A 19,991-nucleotide genomic window follows, 5' to 3' on the forward strand; every position below is an offset into this window, starting at 1 on the left:
TGATGAGGCAACGCAAACATGCCGCTGCCCTGCAGGCAATGCCATGTGGCGAAGCGGGGTCAATGTAAACAGCCATAACCAACAATACACACGATTCTGCGGTTACTTAAAAGATTGCAAAGTATGTCCACTACAACAGCAATGTATGCGAAAGCCACCCATTAAAACGGGGCGACAAGTACAGTTTATAAATAATAAATCACGCAAAAAGCTGAGCTATGTAGACAAAATGAAAGTAAAAATAGACAGCCCCATAGGTCGACGACAATATAGCAAACGACTTGGTTGTATTGAGCCAGTGTTCGGGAACATTACAGTGAATAAAGGCATGAATAAATTGACCTTACGGGGTCAAACAAAAGTGAATGCGCAATGGCAACTGTATTGCCTTGTTCATAATATAGAAAAGCTGCAGAACACGATGCATTAAGAAGGGTAAGCCCTCTTACTCTAAATAAAAGCCACTCAAACACCCGTAATCCCTTCCAAAACGCCAATTAAAACAATATCAAACACTTCTATATTCTGCGTAAAAATACAGTAATCAATTGAACCAAAATAGGAACTCAGCTATGGTTTGTTTATCAATAAAAACAAATTTAAAAACGAGTTAATCTACAGGCTCGTTGCCAAAAGTTCTTATAATCGTTGCCCTGAGCTTCATCTGGGTCAACAAACATAGAGTGATGCTGGCCTTGAACCTCTTCAAGGCGATAGCCCATCGCGTTTAGAAAATTCATATTTGCAGTAATTATTTTTCCGTTAGGTTCAAACTCAATCACCGCTAATGATTTATTCAATGCGTCTACAATTAAATCATTACTTGATTTTGACTGCTTTGGATTACTAAACCATCCCATGCTCATCACCACCTTTAAGTTTATTATTCATTTAGTTTCTGTTTGCTAAATATTCATTGTTTTTTGCAGGTCAATTAGCGCTACCATTTTTTCACCAACATTCACCAACCCAGCTACATATTCACAATTATTCGATTCAGATAAACTAGGAACCGCTTTCGCATCTTGCTCCGCAATACTGTAAACATCAGAAACGGCATCAACAGCAACACCTATAATTTTACTACCTAGTTCAAATTCTATTTTGACAACGATAACCACCGTTAATGGCCCATAGTCGACACTTGGTAATCCAAAGCGCAACCGTAAATCAATAATTGGCACTATTGTTCCACGTAAATTAATAACGCCTTTTACAAATTTAGGCGCATTGGGCAGTACTGTAATTTCTTCCCAACTGCGAATTTCTTGTACTGTTAAAATATCAACGCCGTATTCTTCATCAGCCATAATAAAAGTTAAAAACTGTTTTACACCTTGCTGTTGCTGAAGATTTAATTGATTACTTAACTGGCTTTGCTCTGAGCTCATAACGCCTCCAAAGTGGCTTGCGTTTCAATCGTTAATTCTTGGCTACCTGGTTTTTTTAAACCTGAGAGCTTTATTAAGCCGCTAATGTCCACAATCAGCGATACACGCCCATCGCCTAAAATAGTGGCTCCCGATACACCATCAACTTTATGATAGTTAGCCTCTAAACTTTTAATAACAACCTGTTGTTGAGACAGTAAATCATCAACTAATAAACCCACCTTTTGGTTATCTGTTTCTACAACAACAAGCAGCGTTTTATCGAGTGATTCAATGGCATTTTTATGATTAAAAATATCGTAGAGCCTTAAAATAGGAATGTATTCGTCCCGAAGCCTCAATACATCAAGGCTTTTACCCACTCGACTCACTTTAGCAATATCAATTTGCAGAGATTCCACAATAGAAATGAGCGGGATAATATAAGTATGCTGAGCCACCTTAACTAATTGCCCATCTAAAATAGCGAGAGTAAGTGGTAATCTAATAGTAAACGTAGAACCAACACCGGCCGCTGAGGTTACCTCTACTGAGCCATTTAATGATTGAATATTTCGCTTAACTACATCCATCCCAACTCCACGACCAGATAAGTCACTTACCTCATCTACTGTCGAAAAGCCGGGCATAAAAATAAGCTCATTTATTTCATCGTCACTGAGATGGTTATCAGCTGAGATTAATTCGTTAGCGATGGCTTTTTCTTTTATTTTTTTTGTATTTAACCCCTGCCCATCATCCATTATTTCAATAACAATGTTTCCACCCTGATGAAATGCATTTAAGGTTACTGTGCCAACGGGATCTTTACCTGCCGCCAGTCTTTGCTCAACAGTCTCTAATCCATGATCAAGTGAGTTCCTCACTAAATGCACCATAGGATCGGATATTTTTTCCATTACTGTTTTATCAAGCTCGGTTTGCTCTCCAATCAACTTTAGCTCAACCTGCTTATTTAGTTTTTGCGCTATATCTCGCACTAATCGAGGAAAACGACTAAATACAAAGTTAATTGGGAGCATACGAATGCGCATCACATTTTCTTGTAAATCACGCGTATTATGGGCAAGTTGCGCTAGACCTTCTTGTAGTAAAGTAATTGTGGCTGGTGTGATTTCTTGTTCGCTGAGTTGATTTAGCATAGCTTGTGTAATAACAAGTTCCCCAACCATATTTATTAACGAATCAACTTTATCAATACCAACTCGAATGGAGGTAGACTCTGGTGTACTTGCAGGTTTTTTATCTTTATTAGCAGCGGGTTGCTTTGGCTTACTAGGTAGCTCAGCTACTTTTATTAAATCGGATGTTTCAAGCTCAACGGCTTTAGATATCTCACCTTGATTAGGTTGTATTTGCTCATCATTGCCAAATAAGCCTCCGCATAATTCAATTTTTATGTCGGCATCGTCTTCTACCCATTCAAATACTTCTTTTATGGCTTTTTCATCATGGCTAGTATCTAAAAAAAAGCGCCAATGTAAAAAGCATTCATCACTGCTCAAATCTGTAATTTCTGGAACTTCATCGTAAAATACTGTGGTTTCTAACTCACCTAGCTCTTCAAGCTCACTGATCATGTACAGTGGCTCGTTTCCTGTTTTAAATAAATGATGATGGGGTTTAAAGTCTATTTGATAGGTGTTACTACTTGTTTGCTCTTCACTGCTTTGAGGTTTATTTCCTTGTGTTTCGTTTTTCATTCCAAGTACATGTTCAAATTGTACTTTTAACGAATCTGCCTCGGTTAAATCTGGCTCTTGCTCACCTTGAAGTGCAGCAAGTAAAGCGCGCAAGCAATCCACAGCTTTGAGTAATAAATTGACATGCTCGGTACTAAGCTCTCGTTCACCTTGGCGAATTTGATCCAGTAGTGTTTCAAGTACATGAGTAAAGTCAGCAACAGAGCTAAAACCAAAAGTGCCACTGCCTCCTTTTATTGAGTGAGCAGCTCTAAAAATAGTGTTGATAGTTTCTAAATCTTCCTCACCTGGCACTAAGTTTAATAACTCAGCCTCCATGGTATCTAGGCCTTCAAAACTCTCTTCAAAGAAAACTTCAAAAAATTGACTTAAATCTATACTCACACTGCGCTCCTTAGCGAATAACTTTTTTAATTACCGCTAGTAGCTGATCGGGATTAAATGGTTTTACAATCCAACCTGTTGCACCAGCAGCTTTACCCTCTATCTTTTTTTCTAAGCCCGACTCTGTAGTAAGCATCAGTAGTGGTGTAAATTTATAACTAGGTAAAGTACGCAGCTCTCGTATTAATGTAATTCCATCCATTATTGGCATGTTTACATCTGAGATCACGGCATCAAAGTCTTGTTGCTTGGCAATAGCGAGAGCTTCACTGCCATCCTTAGCTTCGGTTACATCAAACCCGGCAGTTTTTAATGTAAAGCTCACCATTTGACGCATCGATGCTGAATCATCAACCGCTAAAATTCTTTTCATATATACCCCTAACTTTTACTTTCGGTTGTTAAGTATTGGCTTAAGCCAAGTTTATTAATTGTATGCGTTAAGGCCTCGCTACTGCCTACCCATATTATTTTGTGCTGTATAGTAAGTAGGTGTTTTTGTAAGGCGCATAAAAGTTGAATTGAGGCAGTATCAGCAGAAATCACATCGTTAATATCAAGACAGATATCATCGTTGCTATTGAGTTCGTGTAGTAAGTCTTGATGTAGTGTTTCAACTTGCGTAATAGCAAGTTCGCTCGGAAGTTTTAGCATTTAGTAAGTGCATTCCCTGTCAATTCAATTCATAACAAAAGCTTAGCCCTAGTTATTAAAATTGCCATAAAATGCTTAATTAAATTTAACCTGTCGTTAAAATACAAAAAAAGGAGCCTAAAGCTCCTTTAAAATTGGTAAAAAGTAAAAAACTAGTTTTTATAGTAATCAGCTATTTTTTTAAACTCTTCAGTTAAAGTCGTCGCATTAATTAATGGCACACTACCTTGTTTAAATTCTGGTTTAAAAATAGCTCTAACGGCTCCATTTTGATCAACCATAGCGACCGAGGCACTATGATCAACAGCATATTCTGATTCACTACTATCGCTAATGGCGTAAATTAAACCAAGCTCTCGAACAACAGGAAAAAGGTGTTTATGTTCCCCTGATACAGCTAAAAAATCAGGGTTAAAGTAATCTATATATTGCTTTCGTTTAGCTGGTGTATCGCGTTTTGGATCAACCGATAAAAACCAAACTTGTAGCGGATAATCTGCTTGTAAGTTTTTATAAACAGCATTTAACTTAGCAAGTGTTAATGGACAAATATCTGGGCAGCTTGTGTAGCCTAAAAATACTAAATTCCACTGTCCTACAAATTGTTGCTTAGTCACTAATTCACCGCGCTGATCGTTTAGCGTAAAATCAGACAGTGGCTTTGCATTTTCGTAAACTAATGCATCGACATCTGGCGGACTATTTTCGTTTGAACATGCCGATAAAAACAAAACTAAAACAACGATTAATCCAAGCCATAACTGCTTCATAAAGGGAGCCATTTATCTATAAATAAGATTACAAAGAGTACCATTAAATGAATAATCGAAAAACGAAATAAGTCCATTGCAGTCTCATCATTTCCAGCAATTTTTAAATTGACCGCCTTATATATAAACACGGCATTTAATACACATGCACCTATCAAATAGATTAATCCAGACATACCGATTAAATAAGGTAATACGCAAACAACAGCGAGTAAAACAGAGTAAGCAACGACGCACGTTTTACAAAAATCGATACCATGGGTTACTGGTAACATAGGGATTTTAGCGCGTTCATAATCACTTTTTCGCGCTATAGCCAGCGCCCAAAAGTGTGGTGGGGTCCAGGTAAATATTATCATTACGAGTAACCAAGGGGCTGCTGCCATTTGGTTTGTTTCTGACACCCAACCTAATAATGGAGGCATTGCGCCAGCCAACCCACCTATAACAATATTTTGCGGCGTTGCACGCTTTAAAAATGATGTATAAACAAATGCATAACCTACCAATGCAAATAACGTTAATATAGCGGTTAAGGTATTGGCCCACACCATCAGCATAATAAAACCAGCAACCCCAATAACAGCTGCAAAACTAAGCGCATGTGTTTTACTTAAACGCCCTTTAGCCACAGGGCGATGACGAGTCCGCGCCATTTTTGAGTCTATCTCGCTATCAACCACATGATTAATAACCGCTGCAGCAGCAGAAAGTAGCCCTATACCTAACAAGCTAATAAACTGTACGACCATACCGCGCCCTAAATCGGGAGCCAGCGCTAAACCAACCCAAGCTGTTAGCACCAGCATGGCTACCACTTTAAATTTACTAATTGCTAAGTAGTCTTGCAGCAAACTATGAGTACGCGAAATTAGCGATTGAGTATTAACGGGTAGCAGTATTTTTTTATCAATTATAAGTGCCATCATATTTCCCCTTTATGTGCGTGATTTTAGGTAATAACACAACCTAACCATGCTTAATAACAGTATGGCTGCCATCAAGTTATGCGCCAGTGCAACTCCCAACGGAATATGCCAATGTACTAAAATAAGCCCTAAGCTAATTTGGCAAAGCAGAACAAGTAATACACTCACAACGCAATTTTTAATTTTTTTAGAGTACGCTTGGCTGTATATTTTCCACATAATTAACGCCAGAACAATGCAAGTAACGAGTGCCCAAATGCGATGTAATAAATGAATAGACATACGCGCTTGCTGCGATAACACACCAAACTCATAATTACTGTGCTCAAGTGGTAATTGAAATACGCTACTCAATGAAAACGGTTGTGCGTAATTACACAATGGCAAACCACTACAATGTGGAGCGGCGTAATTTGCAGCCAGCCAACCACCAAGTGCAATTTGGATAATTAATACACTGAGCGCTACTAAACTTAAACCGAAATAGCGTTTTGCGCCGCTATCGCCACCCATAATAGGTTTTGCGGTTAGCCGTAAATATAAAAGCGTTATAAGTGACAAAATACTAAAGCCACCTAATAAGTGGCCCATTACAATAAGCGGCTGAAGGTTCATGGTTACTGTCCACATACCAAGGGCAGCCTGAAACACCACTAGTAGAAGTAAAGCCAAAGGCAATTTAACTGGCGTAGTTGGATATTGGCGTTTTAAAAAAGCCAACACAAATAAACCTAAAATAAGTAAGCCTAAAGCACCTGCAAAGTAGCGATGAATCATTTCTTTCCACGCTTTTGCGGTTTCGAACATCATATCGGGGTAGCTTTGAGTTGCTAAGGCTATGTCAGCCTCATGCTTAGGTACCGTTAAAAAGCCATAACAACCAGGCCAATCGGGGCACCCTAAACCTGCATCACTTAAGCGGGTGTACGCACCTAAAGCAACTACAATCAAAGCGAGTAATCCTGTTATTAATACTAAGTTTTTATAATTTTTATACATCAGATACTCCAACTTAAGCTCAACTTAGTTAGCTAGAACGAGAATAGTTAAGTAATTTTTTTAGATCTTTTAATAATCCTTTTTGTACTAAACGGTTTTCTTGTGGCTCGACCTTAAAGGGGTATTCAAGTACCACTAACCCCATATGATCAATTAAATACAAACTTGCAGGATTTAAACTCTGTTGCTCGGTAATAATTTTCCATGGTAGGTTTTTATTGTCGGGACTTCCCATTACAGCCATATCAACCTTGCCTTGGTTTTTACCAAGTGCCACATATAAATTATTAAGTGCATTGAGCTGTTCGCTGCATGGGGTGTTACATTCGTTTGAATAATTAAGTGCGATAGTCCATTGCTTGGGATTATTTTGCGGCCAATTTTTAAGTTTTATTTCTTGGCTTAAAAACTCGCCATTATTAGTAATTGCAGTAGGCAACCAATCAAACTTTAATGCGCCATATGCCAAAACTAATGGGATTGCGCAGCAACCCACAAACAACAAAAGGGGATTATTTTTCATTATGTGTCCTTTTTTTACTCGCAAAAATAGCCACAACAGCACATGCAACAGCAATTAAAAACCATTGCACAGCGTAGGCATTATGCTTTTGAGGGCTCATAACAACTGCCTCATAATGAGGTGTTGCAATCTCATCACCAGTACCTTGTCTGTAAGCCATAAAATTAATTAATGATTGCTGGCTTTGAGTGCTCAGCATATTCAAGTCGATAGATTGGATTCTTGTAGGTAAGTCGTTATTTGTAGTTTTATCTTCAAGCGTAAAGCTACTTAAGTTATTTTCTTTTATTTGCGCTTTAAGAATAAAAACACCTGTAGGCAGAGTAACCTTTGGCAGTGTATCTCTAGATATAGGCGCTTTTACCCATCCTAAATTAACTAAAATCACTTTTTCTTCGCTGTCTGGCTTTAGTAAAGCAAGTAGGTCGTACCCTACTTGTCCGTTATAAACTTGATTATCTAAAAGCCAATATTGGTTTTGTACAAACCGCCCTTTTAACTCAACCAATACACCAGTTTTGTTCCAGCTATCAGGCAGGTTAAGTAATTGAGACCAGCTCATCACACCCCGATTCTGTTGCTTAGCAATAGCGGTTAGTTGTTGCTGCTTTTGCTCACCTCGCTCCAACTGCCAAAACCCTAATCGCACACACACAAGTACAACAACCACAACCATACAAAGTGTGATTAGTGAACTAAGCTTTTGTTTGTGCCATAAAACTAACTGCATAAAGGGTCAACTCAGTGATTATTAAAATTATTATCGTACTGTTGTTAATATTTATACTTTTTAACTTATTTAGAGCATTGTTTATTATGGTGTCAGGGAAAACTGGGGGACGACCTATGTCTCACTTTTTAGGTCGTCGCGTATTGTTTTCGGTCGTTGTTTTAGTTGTTGTTATTGCAGCGCTTAAACTTGGTTTTATTAAAGCAAATAATTCGCCAATAAACGCTACAGCACATATACAAATACAAACAAACACAGCCACACCACATCAACAAAGTGCCAATACCAAGCAGCTGCTTGAAAAGCAAAATGCTTATCTTTAGTAAAGTGCCCTTTTAATATCCGTAAAAATATTACAAATAAAAGTACGGTTCCTAACGTTACATGCATGCCATGAAAACCAGTCAATAAAAAGAACGTATTACCGTAAATGCCCGCATCTAGCGTTAGGTTAAGGTCATTATATGCATGCATGTACTCCTCAACTTGCAGCCCTAAAAAGCAAACGCCCAATAAAATAGTAGCGCCTAAAAAAACTTTAAGTGGAGTGCGTTTATTGTTTTCCATCGCTACGTGGGCAAAATGTAAAGTAACTGAGGAAGTAAGCAGTATTAAGGTATTTATAAGCGGTAAGCCTTGCCAGCCCATAGCTTGAGTAGTTTCGCCAGCAGGTGTTGAAACTAGCGGCCAAACAGCTTCGAAAGTTGGCCATAAAACCTCGTTAGTCATTGCATTATTGCCTGCGCCTCCAAGCCAAGGTACCGACAATACGCGTGCATAAAAAAGCGCACCAAAAAAGGCCATAAAAAACATAACTTCAGAAAAAATAAACCAGCTCATACCTTGTCTAAAAGAGCGATCCATTTGTGCTGAGTACAAACCTTGGTCCGATTCACTAATTACATTTTTAAACCAGCTAAACAACATATACACAAGTACAGCAATACCGGCATAAAGCAGATAAACCCCGCTACCACCTTCATTACCTACACTCATAACAGTCAAGCCTGCCCCTACTGCAATAAAAAACAATGCAACAGCACCTACAATAGGCCATGGGCTTTGCTCAGGTACGTAATAATGCTCATATTCTTGATTCATTTTATTTACTCCTAGTTTCACACTAGTTTAAAAAGCTAGTTGTTACTTGCCACCAGCTGTTCACTAATATCAAATACGGTATAAGATAAAGTTAATTCTTCAATATCGCTTGGCAGTGCGGTATCAACATAAAAAAGTAATTTAAATTCAAGTTCTTCCCCTGCTTTTAGAGGTTGCTGATCAAAGCAAAAACAGGCTATTTTGTGTAAATACTTTGCCGCTTTACCTGGCGAGACTGATGGTACAGCCTGCATTACTTTATCTAGATTGCTGTTATTTTTAGCACTAAACATTACTTCACGCATTGCACCGGGTTTTACCACTACACTGTATTCTTTTGATTTAACTTCAAACGGTGCACCACTTTGTGCGTGAGTAGTAAAGCTAACGCCGACTTCTCGATTTTGTACTATTTGTGTACTTTGCTCTGCTTGCTCAAGCGAAGGTTTTCCATTAAGCCCTGTTACATCACAAAACACGTCATACAAAGGTACTAAAGCAAAGGCAAAGGCAAACATGCCTATGCAAATAAGTACCAAACGTTTGAGTAGCGGTGCGTGTGTCATTACTTAATTACCGGCGGCGTAGAAAAAGTATGATATGGCGCTGGAGAGTCAACTTCCCACTCAAGCCCTTCTGCCCCTTCCCATACTTTTGCAGGCACTTTATCAACGCCACGCGCGCATTTAATTACCACAGCTACAAACAACAATTGCGATAAACCAAAGGCAAATCCACCAATACTTATGATTGCGTTAAAGTCGGCAAATTGAAGTGCATAATCGGGAATTCGACGCGGCATACCGGCAAGCCCTACAAAATGCATAGGAAAAAACAGTACGTTCACACTCACCAGCGATAGCCAAAAATGCCATTTAGCTAGCGTGATATTAAACATATTGCCCGTCCACTTGGGCAGCCAGTAATAGGCCCCCGCCATTATCGAAAATACAGCCCCTGTTACTAATACATAATGAAAATGCGCCACTACAAAATAAGTATCGTGGTACTGAAAGTCAGCAGGTGTAATTGCCAGCATCAACCCCGAAAAGCCACCTAAGGTAAACAGCACAATAAACGCAATACTAAAAAGCATTGGCACTTCAAAAGTTATTGAGCCTTTCCACATTGTGGCAACCCAATTAAATACTTTTACTCCTGTAGGTACCGATATAAGCATGGTCGCGTACATAAAAAACAACTCGCCAGCGACCGGCATCCCAGTGGTAAACATATGATGAGCCCATACAATAAAGCTCAATAGTGCTATGGAGGATGTGGCGTATACCATTGAGGCATAGCCAAAAAGTTTTTTACGAGAAAAGGTAGGTACTATTGTAGATATAATGCCAAAGGCAGGAAGAATCATTATGTATACTTCGGGATGACCAAAAAACCAAAAAATGTGTTGGAACATCACCGGGTCGCCACCGCCTGCGGCATCAAAAAAGCTGGTCGCAAAATACTTATCGGTAAGTACCATAGTGACAGCGCCTGCAAGCACTGGCATTACCGCTATTAATAAAAAGGCAGTAATTAACCACGTCCATACAAATAAGGGCAACTTCATCCATGTCATGCCAGGGGCACGTAAGTTCACTATGGTTACAATCACATTGATTGCGCCCATTATTGAGCTAATCCCCATAATATGTACGGCAAATACAAACAATGCAGTATTATCATTACTGTATGTTGTAGACAGTGGTGCATAAAAAGTCCAACCAAATGCAGGACCCCCACCAGGCATAAATAATGATGCCAATAGGATTAAAAACGCAAACGGTAAAATCCAAAAGCTCCAGTTATTCATTCTTGGCAATGCCATATCTGGCGCGCCAATCATGAGTGGTATCATCCAGTTAGCAAGGCCTGTAAAGGCCGGCATAACCGCACCAAACACCATAATTAAACCATGCACGGTGGTCATTTGATTAAAAAAGTGAGGATCGACCAACTGTAAACCTGGTTGAAATAATTCAGCTCTGATCACCATGGCCATTCCACCACCAATTAAGAACATGGTCAGCGAAAAAATTAAATATAAACTACCTATATCTTTATGATTAGTTGTGTAAAGCCAGCGTTTAAAACCTTTAGCTGGGTGATGAGCATGATGAGCTTCATTGGCGTTAGGTTGTTCTACTATGCTACTCATTAGTTCGCCTCCACTTTGGCATCAAGTGCTGCCTGTATTTGACTCGGTTGAATAACATCACCCGTATCATTACCCCACACATTACGTTTATAAGTAATAACCGCTGCTAATTGCTTTATAGATAACTGTTTGGCAAATGCTTGCATTGCCGTACCGGGTCGCCCATGGATAACTACATCAATGTGATCTTTTATATCGCCAAGCACTATAGGGCTGCCTTTAAGTGCAGGAAATACACCCGGTAACCCCATGCCAGTAGGCTGATGACATGCAGCACAATTGGCCATATATACTTGTTCGCCTAAAGTCATTAATTCTTCTTTTGGGAGGGTTTTATCAAGTAATGCGGCATCTGCTAATGCTGCTTTTTGTTTAGCTTGCTTTGCATCTGCAAGCCACGTTTTAAAATCAGCCTCAGATTTAGCGACCACCACAACAGGCATAAAGCCATGATCTTTACCACACAACTCAGCACATTGGCCTCGGTAAGTACCTTCTTCGTTTATGTTCGTCCATGTTTCGTTTATAAAGCCGGGATTCGCATCTTTTTTAACTGCAAAATCAGGTACCCACCAAGAGTGAATAACATCGTCAGAAGTCATTAAAAATCGTACTTTTTGATTTATTGGCAGTACAAGAGGCTTATCAACCTCAAGTAAGTAGTTAGGATTTTTATCTGCAAGGTTCGCGATTTCATCTTGCGGGGTAGATAAAATAGAGTAGAACTCTACATCTTCACCCATATATTCATAATGCCATTTCCATTGCGAGCCTGTAATTTTAATAGTGAGATCAGCTTTGCTGGCATCTTCCATTGCAATTAGGGTTTTAGTGGCTGGTACTGCCATAGCAATTAAAATAACAAACGGGATTGCAGTCCAAAGTATTTCTACTTTAGTGCTTTCGTGAAATTGGGCAGGTACAGCCCCTTTAGATTTGCGGTGATGAATAAGTGCCCAAAACATAATTGCGAACACTATCACCCCAATCACACAACATATTATAAATATGGTCATGTGCAGCTGATATACATTATTGCTTATATCGGTTACGCCTTTGCGCATATTGTATTGGCTGTTAGCCAAAACTGGGTGCGAAAAAACACATAATATAAGCCACAAGGTAGAGGTCAGTTTACCCATGTGACGGCTCCTTTGATGCTATTGCGAATGCAAAGCGAAGAGGCATACGGCTTAAACGCCAATTCGTTATTTTTATTTTTTTAGCCAATCTTATTTAATATTGATTGGTTTTGCTGCGCCAACAACGAGTTTGTGTATATTGTGTGTTCTCAAAACTAAAAAGCTGTGAGTTATTATTAGCTCAGCACATTAACAATTAGCTAAAAAACGAACAACAAGCAAGTTTTAGTATAAAAAACAATCAGGTGATATTGAATAATTAATAAAAAATCGGTAATCAACTGGGCAACAGGAAGTTCAAGATATGAGCAAAACAAAGGGGTTTAACGCATTCGGAGGAGGAAAATATAAGTGCAAAAAAGTTTACAGCTTAAATAGTCAGTGGGCTGTTTACGCCCTATTTTTTAGTACAAATTTTAAAACAAAAATGCGTACTAATTAGTACGCATTTATAAAACTGCTTGTTTAAAAGCTATTTTTAAAGTCACATCCAATCAGCGTTTCTTATAACGCCAACGGCTAAGCCTTCAATATTAAAAGACTCATTCTCAAGATCTACTTCAATAGATTCAAAATCGTCGTTTTCAGCATGAAGTAATACTTTACGACCCGCTTTCTCAAGACGTTTTACAGTTACGTCTTCGTCTAGGCGGGCAACAACAACTTGCCCGTTTTCAGCGGTTTGAGTACGATGTACAGCAAGTAAATCACCATCCATAATACCAATATCTTTCATGCTCATACCGTTAACGCGTAGTAAAAAATCTGCAGCCGGTTTAAACATTAATGGATCGATTTTGCAGTGACTTTCAACGTGCTCTTGCGCCAAAATAGGTGAACCAGCAGCAACACGCCCTATAAGCGGTAAACCTAATTGTTCTGGCTCTTCTTCTTCAATTAACTGAATACCACGGCTTGCACCTGGTTTCATTTTAATTGCGCCTTTTTTAGCAAGTGCTTTTAAATGTTCTTCAGCAGCATTGGCACTTTTAAAACCTAATGTTTGCGCTATTTCAGCACGTGTAGGAGGCATACCAGTGTCTTTAATAAAAACTTTAATTAGTTCGAGTATTTGAGCTTGGCGGTTCGTTAATGGTCGCATACAACTGGTTTTCCATACAGTACATTTAACTGTGAGTATATACAGTTAAATAAAAATCGCAAATTTAAATTAAGCCTTAAAATAGCTAAAGTAATTTCACTTGTGTACATTTTAGGGATATAACTAAAGCTAAGTTTATAAATGATTAAAAATGCAAAGGAGACATTATGAGTATTTGGTACCAGCCCATCACCTTAGAGCTGTGCAAGCAGTTAGAACAAGGCATTAATGGCCAAGGAACATTAATGAAAACTATGGGGATAGAAGTCACAGAAATTGGCGATGATTATCTGGTTGCCACAATGCCGGCAATTCCTGAGCATCATAACCCAATGGGGATGGTTCACGGCGGTGCTAACGTTGTACTTGCCGAAACAGTTGCCAGCTATGCCGCTAACTTTGTTGTCGATTTTACTAAATTTTACTGTGTAGGGCAGGAGATTAGCGCAAGTCATTTAAAAGCATCTCGCAACGGCACTTTAACAGCAACGGCAAGAGCGTTTCATATTGGTAAACGTAGTTCAGTATGGGAAATAAAAATTACAAATAGCCGCAATGAGCTGTGCTGCGTATCAAAAATGACCGCAGCAGTCGTAGAGCGAAGATAGTTACTTTTCGATTGGGTAAATGGTAATTTCCATACCCGCACCAATCGCAGATATACGCAATAATGTATCTGCATCTAAGGCTTGATTAAAGCACTTAGGAGAAGTCCCTGATTCAAAACCAATATCAAACGTTCTACGTGAACAGCTTAACCATTGCTTTAGCGCGTTACGCGAACACGATTCAATAAGCTCACATATATGGTTTATGGCTTTATCAGGTGTGCTCACCTCACCTGTAGCTTCAATACGCGCTAGTTGACGGTATTCGTCTTTGTCATAATGTAAAATCGTCGCGACTTTTTTCAAGTCCGCCACTAGCAAACTAATATCTTGCTTTGATTCAAGCTCAAGATCTACATTTAAAAATTGAATTTCCGACATCGTTTCGTATTTATCCTCTAATAATTTCATTGCAAACTTTAACGCAGTTTTACCGTTATACCAAATCAACTATGCTCTATTAACCACTTTATATGGATATTTCGCAGCTTTTAAGTATTTTTTAGCATTTAAAGCTAGCTGGATATCAAACATTCAGCTCAATTAAACAGATAAGTCATGTTAGGAATTTAAGTGTAATCTTTTTTATTTTTAAATGATTACAGTAAGCTATAGTTTAAACTGCGACAAAATGTCGCAGCAACTTATCCCATTAATGTAATAAACTAGCTTCTAAAAATAATAAGCCTAAAACATGAATAAAAAAATATTTAAACATGCTCGCAAGTTACATAAATGGTTAGGATATTTATTAGCACTACAAATTTTAGCATGGTTACTAGGTGGTTTAATTATGAGTGCAATCCCTCTTGATAAAGTTCATGGGGAGCATCTTGCAACACGTACTCTTAATAACCCATTTACGCAGGCTGATTATGTTGCCTCCCTTGACGATATTGCCTCTCAGGTGGCTAATCCAACACAAATAATTTTTGAGAACTTCTTAACTACACCACTTATTACTGTCTTTAGTAATAACGAGCAGCAAAGCTTCAATGGCATAACAGGCCGACCATTTGAACCGCCAACTAAAATACAAATTACCGCAAATGCTAAAGCACACTTACTTATTGACGCTCAAGTAACAAGCGTTGTACTACTAAAGCAAGGTACGCGGGAAGTCGGATATAAAACCAATGTTTGGCAGGTCCAATTTGACGACACTTTTAACACAACACTGTACTTGTCAGAAAATAACGGCAAAGTTGTCACCGTTCGCAGCACGCTATGGCGAATATTCGACTTTTTTTGGATGTTACATATTATGGATTACGATGAGCGAGAGAATTTTAATAATCCACTGCTTATTAGCTTTTCAGCAACCAGTGTACTTTTTTGTTTAAGTGGAATATTACTACTTATACAAAATATACGACTAAAACGATTTATCCGAATTAAAAATAAGAATAAATCAAAGTAGTCATATTGGTTTTTGAGAGCTAGCGCCCACTTATCAAAGAGTAAATAAGCCTAGTGCTTATTTTATTCCAAGTGCTTAAATCGACTCAAATGTCGCTTTAACATTTCGTTTTCGAAAATCAACTCATCACGCTCATCCAGTAATTGTAAAACTAAAGCTATTGCCGACCAATCTAACGAAAAGTCATGTTGAATACGGGCCGCTTTTTTAACTAAGGTCACTGCAGATACCGTAAATTGCCACTGTGTAACATGCTCCCCCTCAATTGGAACCGCAATATTATGCTCAACTAGCTCATATAAAATTGCTTCGCTAATATCACTACTCAAACATAGCTCTTTGCTAGTAAGTAAATCGTCCTTTTGTGTCACGATAATTTGCATTATGGCTTGCTCCAGTTATTACGGGGATTAAAGTGAGCTTTTTCGGCTAATTCTTCCCACAGTTTTTTACTGGTATCATCAACAGATGTTGGATTAACAATTTTAAGCACAGCAAATAAGTCACCTTTAGCTTTTTTACTCATTAATCCCTTACCTTTAATACGCAAGCGTTGACCAGACTGACTATTAGATGGAATAGTTAATTGGATTTTGCCTGCCAACGTAGGTAAATTTAGCTTTGTACCAAGAGCCGCTTCCCATGGTGCAAGAGGGACAACTATATTTAGGTTATGACCCTCAACATCAAATAATGGGTGAGGCACTAAACTAATTTGTAAATACAAGTCGCCATTTTGCCCATTCGCTGACCCTAATCCGCCTTGCCCTTTTAGTCGAATTCGCTCGCCATTTACTGAGCCTGCAGGAATTTTCACTTTAAGTGATTTTTTAATTTCAGTGACACGGCCACTGCTGTCTCGCTGCGGTAACATAAACTCAACAGGCTTCACGGTATCAACTAAAGTCTCTTCAAGAAAAATTGGGAACTCTATTTCCACATCTTGTCCTTTTTGCGCGCGAGCGGCGTTACTTCTGCTCTGCCCGGAACGATCGAATCCACCAGCTCCGCCAAACATTGAATTAATAAAGTCAGAAAACTCTTGGTCGGTTTGAGGATCGCTTTGCTGATAATTACTTTGCGAAGAGGCATTGTTACCACCATAATGGCCTTGCTGTTGACGAGCACGATTTTGTTGATGACGACGTAACTCGTCGTATTTAGTGCGTTCTTCTTTGTTATGGATGACTTCGTAAGCTTCTGCTATTTCTTTAAACTTATCTTCTGCTTGAGGCTCTTTGCTTACATCTGGGTGATATTTTCTGGCTAACTTTTTATAAGCTACTTTAACCGCTTTATCATCTGCATCAGGCGATATTCCAAGCACTGCATAATAATCAACAAATTTCATTTGCAATCCAAATCCTCATATTGAGTAAGCTTTAAGCATACTCCTTAACGGGTAACCTTGTGTGGTTAAAATACGATAAATAGTGAGAAATAAATGAATAGTGAAAATAACTTTGAGTAAAAAATTAATCAGGCACTTTTTATTAATATAAGCGTAGGCCTTAAGTTAACTTTATCTTTTATCTTCAGGGCTTTAAACTGCCTATTCCTGTAGTTCACATTTGTGATGGATATGACTCGATTTATTCTGGCCTTATTGGCTTGTTGTGTGTGCGTTTCGGTATCAGCCGAACAATTTACCCGTTTTTCAACGGCTAAAAGACATTTAATTAAAACCCTACCTGACAACGCCAAAAGCATTTACTGCGGCTGTGATATTAAAAAAGAAGGCAAAAAACTAGTTCCTGACCCGTCTAACTGTGGTTACATTCCTCGAAATACCCTTACCCGCTCAGGTAAAGTAAATGTGCGAGCACTACGCATTGAGTGGGAGCACATTGTTCCGGCGTGGGAATTTGGTCACCAGCTACAATGCTGGCAAGATGGCGGGCGTAAAAACTGCCGTAAAGTAAGTGCTAAATTTAGAAAAATGGAAGCTGATATAAATAACTTAGCGCCAGCTATTGGCGAAATTAATGCCGATCGCTCTAATTATCGTTTTGGTATGCTTAGCGAAAACGCCACACAATATGGTCGTTGCGAAGTAAAAGTAAACTTTAAGCAACGTGTAGTTGAACCGCCTGTTTATGCACGAAAACGTATAGCTGACACCTACGCTTACATGCAAAAAACATACGGTTTAAAAATCTCTGATAAACAGCAAAAGTTATTTAATGCATGGCAAAAGCAAGCATTCGCAGATACAAGTAGTGCGAGTAAGCTCTAAGCTTTAACACTCATTTACATAAATCAAAGTTATAAATGTTGAATAAACGAGCGAGTGTTGTAATATTTTAAACAACTTATTTACAAAAAAGCCCTTACCTATGTTTAAAAATAATAAAACCTCGCTTGCCATTTTCACTGCATTTGCGGGCTTTGCTTTGACCGGTTGTGGCGGCGGTGGTAGCGGCATCGACTCAGCCCCTGTAGTTACAACACCTGTTAGTAGCAGTCCAACATGGACTGCGGGTGTATTTGAACCCTCTAACGATTTAAAAAACTTTTGCGAAACCCCGCGTACGGGTAACGATCCCTTTAATAACAACGAGCCTTACCCAGATCAAGCCGGTTCTGCCCTTTACGAAAAACTCTGGCTTCGCTCTTGGAGCGACGAAACCTACCTTTGGTATGATGAAATTGCCGATAACGATCCTGAAAGCTTTGCCACAGTAGCCGATTATTTTGCCCAATTAAAAACTGAGCAGCTTACCGACTCAGGGGCAAAAAAAGATAACTTTCATTTTTCAGAACCTACTGAAGATTACTTTCAAGAAGCGCAATCGGGCGTTACTTCTGGTTACGGTATAAATTGGGCGTTTATTGGCGATACAGCCGACCGTATTTTACGCGTCGCTTATCTTGAAGATGATTCACCTGCAAGCCAAATAGGCTTTCAACGTGGTGATACTGTACTTTCAGTTGACGGTGTTAGCATTAATACCAATACACAGTCGGGTGTAGATACGCTTAACGAAGGCTTATTTAGTCCTACTAACGGCGACTCACATACTATTGTTGTACGCAGTAATGATGGCGCCGAAAAAACATTTAATGTAACCGCTGGCAATATTGAACAAACACCGGTTCAAAATGTTAAAACGATTACAACCGCAAATGGTTCAAGCGTGGGTTACATGCAATTTAATAGCCATATAAGCATTGCCCAAGAAGGGCTTATTGATGCGGTAAATAAGTTTAAAACCGATGGTATTGATGAGCTTGTAATCGACTTTAGATATAACGGTGGTGGTTTATTAGCACTGTCGGCACAATTGGCTTATATGGTTGCCGGTAATGCCAACGTTAACAACCGCTTTTATTATCAAACTCAACAAAACGATAAACAACCCGTTGATTCGCCTTTTCCATTTATTGATGAAGAAATAGATTACTCTACTTTTTTTAGCACAGGTGAAAACCTACCTGATTTAAACTTATCGAAGGTTTATGTATTAAGCACATCAGGCACCTGTTCGGCATCAGAAGCTTTTATTAATGGTTTAAAAGGTATAGACGCAGAAGTTATTTTAATTGGCGACACAACCTGCGGTAAGCCCTATGGCTTTACCCCAACTCATAACTGCGCAACAACCTATTACACTATTCAATTTAGTGGGGTAAATAGCAAAGGATTTGGCGAATACGCTGCGGGTTTTACACCAACCCCTACGCCACAATTTGATGCTGATGTTCAAGGTTGTGAAATTGAGGACGACTTTGATCATCAGTTAGGCGACAGTGACGAGGCCGTTTTAGCCACCGCATTGTTTCATGTTGAAAATGGCAGTTGCCCAATTAGAACGGCTGCTGCAAAAGCAGAGCCAGCTACTTTTTCAAGCTCTCGTGAATCTCTCATTCCTTTAAATATGCCTGAGCAATTTACCCAGCGTAATATGGACTTAACTTGGCCAACACTGAGTGAGGAAAGGTAATGGATAAATTATTACTCCCATTAGCTACCTTATTCGCTTTAGGTGGATGCCAAAGTGTAAATAGTGAGCCCGCTAAACCCGCTATATTAACGAGCGTTAATCCCAGCGTTATTGCAACACTACAACAGGCAATTCAACAAGCTAAGGGAGGCGCATTAGTAACACTTTCCGATTCCGTATTTACTAAACGTAGCGAACTGCTAATTGATCATGCAATGAGTAAAGGGTCTGATGGCAGAGTAATTATGGGCGCGCATAATATAAAATCTGAGAAGTTTATTTTGCAGCTACGTAATAACCAATGTGAGCTTTACTATCCTAAAAAAGAGCTTACTACAGTACTTGAAGGTGTTACCTGTAAAGAGTTATAAGGCACTTTATTAACGTTTATAAATTAATAAAAAAGGCGCGCAGCATATCGCTGCGCGCCTTT

Annotated in this window: 24 protein-coding genes and 1 pseudogene; 7 read left to right on the forward strand and 18 right to left on the reverse strand. The window is 38.9% G+C overall.

Features of this window, described 5'->3' with window-relative positions; genetic code table 11:
- On the forward strand, positions 1-430 hold a 430-nt coding region (locus I6E85_RS19160), incomplete at its 5' end, for a transposase (protein WP_197237257.1).
- A 193-nt stretch (positions 431-623) separates the two neighbouring features.
- On the opposite strand, the pseudogene I6E85_RS19165 reads toward I6E85_RS19160, so the two are convergent.
- The 10 genes and pseudogenes from I6E85_RS19165 to I6E85_RS19210 form a co-directional block, all read right to left on the reverse strand.
- Positions 624-860 (reverse strand): annotated as a pseudogene (locus I6E85_RS19165) (PAS domain S-box protein); the annotation flags it as partial.
- Between the two features lie 45 nt (positions 861-905).
- Positions 906-1,391, reverse strand: coding sequence for a chemotaxis protein CheW (locus I6E85_RS19170; RefSeq protein ID WP_024591685.1), 486 nt, complete (start codon positions 1,389-1,391; stop codon positions 906-908).
- Positions 1,388-3,478 carry a chemotaxis protein CheA gene (locus I6E85_RS19175; protein ID WP_197237258.1) on the reverse strand — a complete coding sequence of 697 codons (2,091 nt, stop codon included), beginning with the start codon at positions 3,476-3,478 and terminating at the stop codon, positions 1,388-1,390. The genes I6E85_RS19170 and I6E85_RS19175 overlap by 4 nt, the downstream gene beginning before the upstream one ends.
- Positions 3,479-3,488: 10 nt before the next feature.
- Positions 3,489-3,851 carry a response regulator gene (locus tag I6E85_RS19180; RefSeq protein WP_007584956.1) on the reverse strand — a complete coding sequence of 121 codons (363 nt, stop codon included), beginning with the start codon at positions 3,849-3,851 and terminating at the stop codon, positions 3,489-3,491.
- 8 nt (positions 3,852-3,859) lie between these two features.
- Entirely contained in the window at positions 3,860-4,132 is a 273-nt protein-coding gene (locus I6E85_RS19185) for an STAS domain-containing protein (RefSeq protein ID WP_002959595.1), read from the reverse strand.
- A 152-nt stretch (positions 4,133-4,284) separates the two neighbouring features.
- On the reverse strand, positions 4,285-4,902 hold the full coding sequence (locus I6E85_RS19190; protein ID WP_024591687.1) for an SCO family protein: 618 nt from the start codon (positions 4,900-4,902) through the stop codon (positions 4,285-4,287).
- Positions 4,899-5,828: a heme o synthase gene (cyoE, locus tag I6E85_RS19195; RefSeq protein ID WP_197237262.1), complete on the reverse strand. Its 930-nt coding sequence runs from the start codon at positions 5,826-5,828 to the stop codon at positions 4,899-4,901. Before cyoE ends, I6E85_RS19190 begins: the two co-directional genes overlap by 4 nt.
- A gap of 12 nt (positions 5,829-5,840) precedes the next feature.
- The gene (locus I6E85_RS19200) at positions 5,841-6,830 is read right to left on the reverse strand and encodes a heme A synthase (protein WP_007584952.1); all 990 of its coding nucleotides are present in this window, start codon (positions 6,828-6,830) and stop codon (positions 5,841-5,843) included.
- A 28-nt stretch (positions 6,831-6,858) separates the two neighbouring features.
- Positions 6,859-7,353: a hypothetical protein gene (locus I6E85_RS19205; protein ID WP_002959602.1), complete on the reverse strand. Its 495-nt coding sequence runs from the start codon at positions 7,351-7,353 to the stop codon at positions 6,859-6,861.
- Positions 7,343-8,083, reverse strand: coding sequence for an SURF1 family protein (locus I6E85_RS19210; RefSeq protein WP_024591688.1), 741 nt, complete (start codon positions 8,081-8,083; stop codon positions 7,343-7,345). The genes I6E85_RS19205 and I6E85_RS19210 overlap by 11 nt, the downstream gene beginning before the upstream one ends.
- Positions 8,084-8,097: 14 nt before the next feature.
- Here I6E85_RS19210 and I6E85_RS21205 point away from each other — a divergent pair, with 14 nt between their 5' ends.
- Entirely contained in the window at positions 8,098-8,406 is a 309-nt protein-coding gene (locus tag I6E85_RS21205) for a DUF2909 family protein (protein WP_076916441.1), read from the forward strand.
- On the opposite strand, the gene I6E85_RS19220 is transcribed toward I6E85_RS21205, so the two are convergent.
- The 5 genes from I6E85_RS19220 to lexA form a co-directional block, all read right to left on the reverse strand.
- Entirely contained in the window at positions 8,309-9,184 is an 876-nt protein-coding gene (locus I6E85_RS19220) for a cytochrome c oxidase subunit 3 (protein WP_024591689.1), read from the reverse strand. The genes I6E85_RS21205 and I6E85_RS19220 overlap by 98 nt on opposite strands.
- Positions 9,185-9,219: 35 nt before the next feature.
- Positions 9,220-9,750 carry a cytochrome c oxidase assembly protein gene (locus I6E85_RS19225; RefSeq protein WP_002959612.1) on the reverse strand — a complete coding sequence of 177 codons (531 nt, stop codon included), beginning with the start codon at positions 9,748-9,750 and terminating at the stop codon, positions 9,220-9,222.
- Entirely contained in the window at positions 9,750-11,342 is a 1,593-nt protein-coding gene (gene ctaD / locus I6E85_RS19230) for a cytochrome c oxidase subunit I (protein ID WP_197237259.1), read from the reverse strand. The genes I6E85_RS19225 and ctaD overlap by 1 nt, the downstream gene beginning before the upstream one ends.
- A complete protein-coding gene (coxB, locus tag I6E85_RS19235) occupies positions 11,342-12,484 on the reverse strand; it encodes a cytochrome c oxidase subunit II (RefSeq protein ID WP_024591690.1) in 1,143 nt (380 codons plus the stop codon). Before coxB ends, ctaD begins: the two co-directional genes overlap by 1 nt.
- Before the next feature lie 484 nt (positions 12,485-12,968).
- Complete coding sequence (gene lexA, locus I6E85_RS19240) at positions 12,969-13,586, reverse strand: transcriptional repressor LexA (RefSeq protein WP_007584941.1); 618 nt, start codon at positions 13,584-13,586, stop codon at positions 12,969-12,971.
- A gap of 167 nt (positions 13,587-13,753) precedes the next feature.
- Here lexA and I6E85_RS19245 point away from each other — a divergent pair, with 167 nt between their 5' ends.
- Complete coding sequence (locus I6E85_RS19245) at positions 13,754-14,194, forward strand: PaaI family thioesterase (RefSeq protein ID WP_149603343.1); 441 nt, start codon at positions 13,754-13,756, stop codon at positions 14,192-14,194.
- Here I6E85_RS19245 and I6E85_RS19250 read toward each other — a convergent pair whose 3' ends face one another.
- Complete coding sequence (locus I6E85_RS19250) at positions 14,195-14,575, reverse strand: hypothetical protein (RefSeq protein WP_024595094.1); 381 nt, start codon at positions 14,573-14,575, stop codon at positions 14,195-14,197.
- Between the two features lie 313 nt (positions 14,576-14,888).
- Between I6E85_RS19250 and I6E85_RS19255 the strand changes: the two genes are divergently transcribed.
- The gene (locus I6E85_RS19255) at positions 14,889-15,614 is read left to right on the forward strand and encodes a hypothetical protein (protein ID WP_193225489.1); all 726 of its coding nucleotides are present in this window, start codon (positions 14,889-14,891) and stop codon (positions 15,612-15,614) included.
- Between the two features lie 62 nt (positions 15,615-15,676).
- On the opposite strand, the gene I6E85_RS19260 is transcribed toward I6E85_RS19255, so the two are convergent.
- Complete coding sequence (locus I6E85_RS19260) at positions 15,677-15,997, reverse strand: chaperone modulator CbpM (RefSeq protein ID WP_002959626.1); 321 nt, start codon at positions 15,995-15,997, stop codon at positions 15,677-15,679.
- A complete protein-coding gene (locus I6E85_RS19265; RefSeq protein WP_197237260.1) occupies positions 15,997-16,965 on the reverse strand; it encodes a DnaJ C-terminal domain-containing protein in 969 nt (322 codons plus the stop codon). Before I6E85_RS19265 ends, I6E85_RS19260 begins: the two co-directional genes overlap by 1 nt.
- Positions 16,966-17,196: 231 nt before the next feature.
- Between I6E85_RS19265 and I6E85_RS19270 the strand changes: the two genes are divergently transcribed.
- The 3 genes from I6E85_RS19270 (at position 17,197) to I6E85_RS19280 (ending at position 19,929) form a co-directional block, all read left to right on the forward strand.
- Positions 17,197-17,850, forward strand: coding sequence for an endonuclease (locus I6E85_RS19270; RefSeq protein ID WP_149603346.1), 654 nt, complete (start codon positions 17,197-17,199; stop codon positions 17,848-17,850).
- A gap of 100 nt (positions 17,851-17,950) precedes the next feature.
- Positions 17,951-19,558: a S41 family peptidase gene (locus tag I6E85_RS19275; protein ID WP_165724160.1), complete on the forward strand. Its 1,608-nt coding sequence runs from the start codon at positions 17,951-17,953 to the stop codon at positions 19,556-19,558.
- Positions 19,558-19,929, forward strand: coding sequence for a hypothetical protein (locus I6E85_RS19280; RefSeq protein ID WP_182672554.1), 372 nt, complete (start codon positions 19,558-19,560; stop codon positions 19,927-19,929). Before I6E85_RS19275 ends, I6E85_RS19280 begins: the two co-directional genes overlap by 1 nt.
- Positions 19,930-19,991 lie beyond the last annotated feature (62 nt).

It is taken from the genome of Pseudoalteromonas sp. NZS71, from assembly GCF_015864715.1.
In the GTDB taxonomy this organism is placed as follows: Bacteria; Pseudomonadota; Gammaproteobacteria; order Enterobacterales; family Alteromonadaceae; genus Pseudoalteromonas; species Pseudoalteromonas arctica.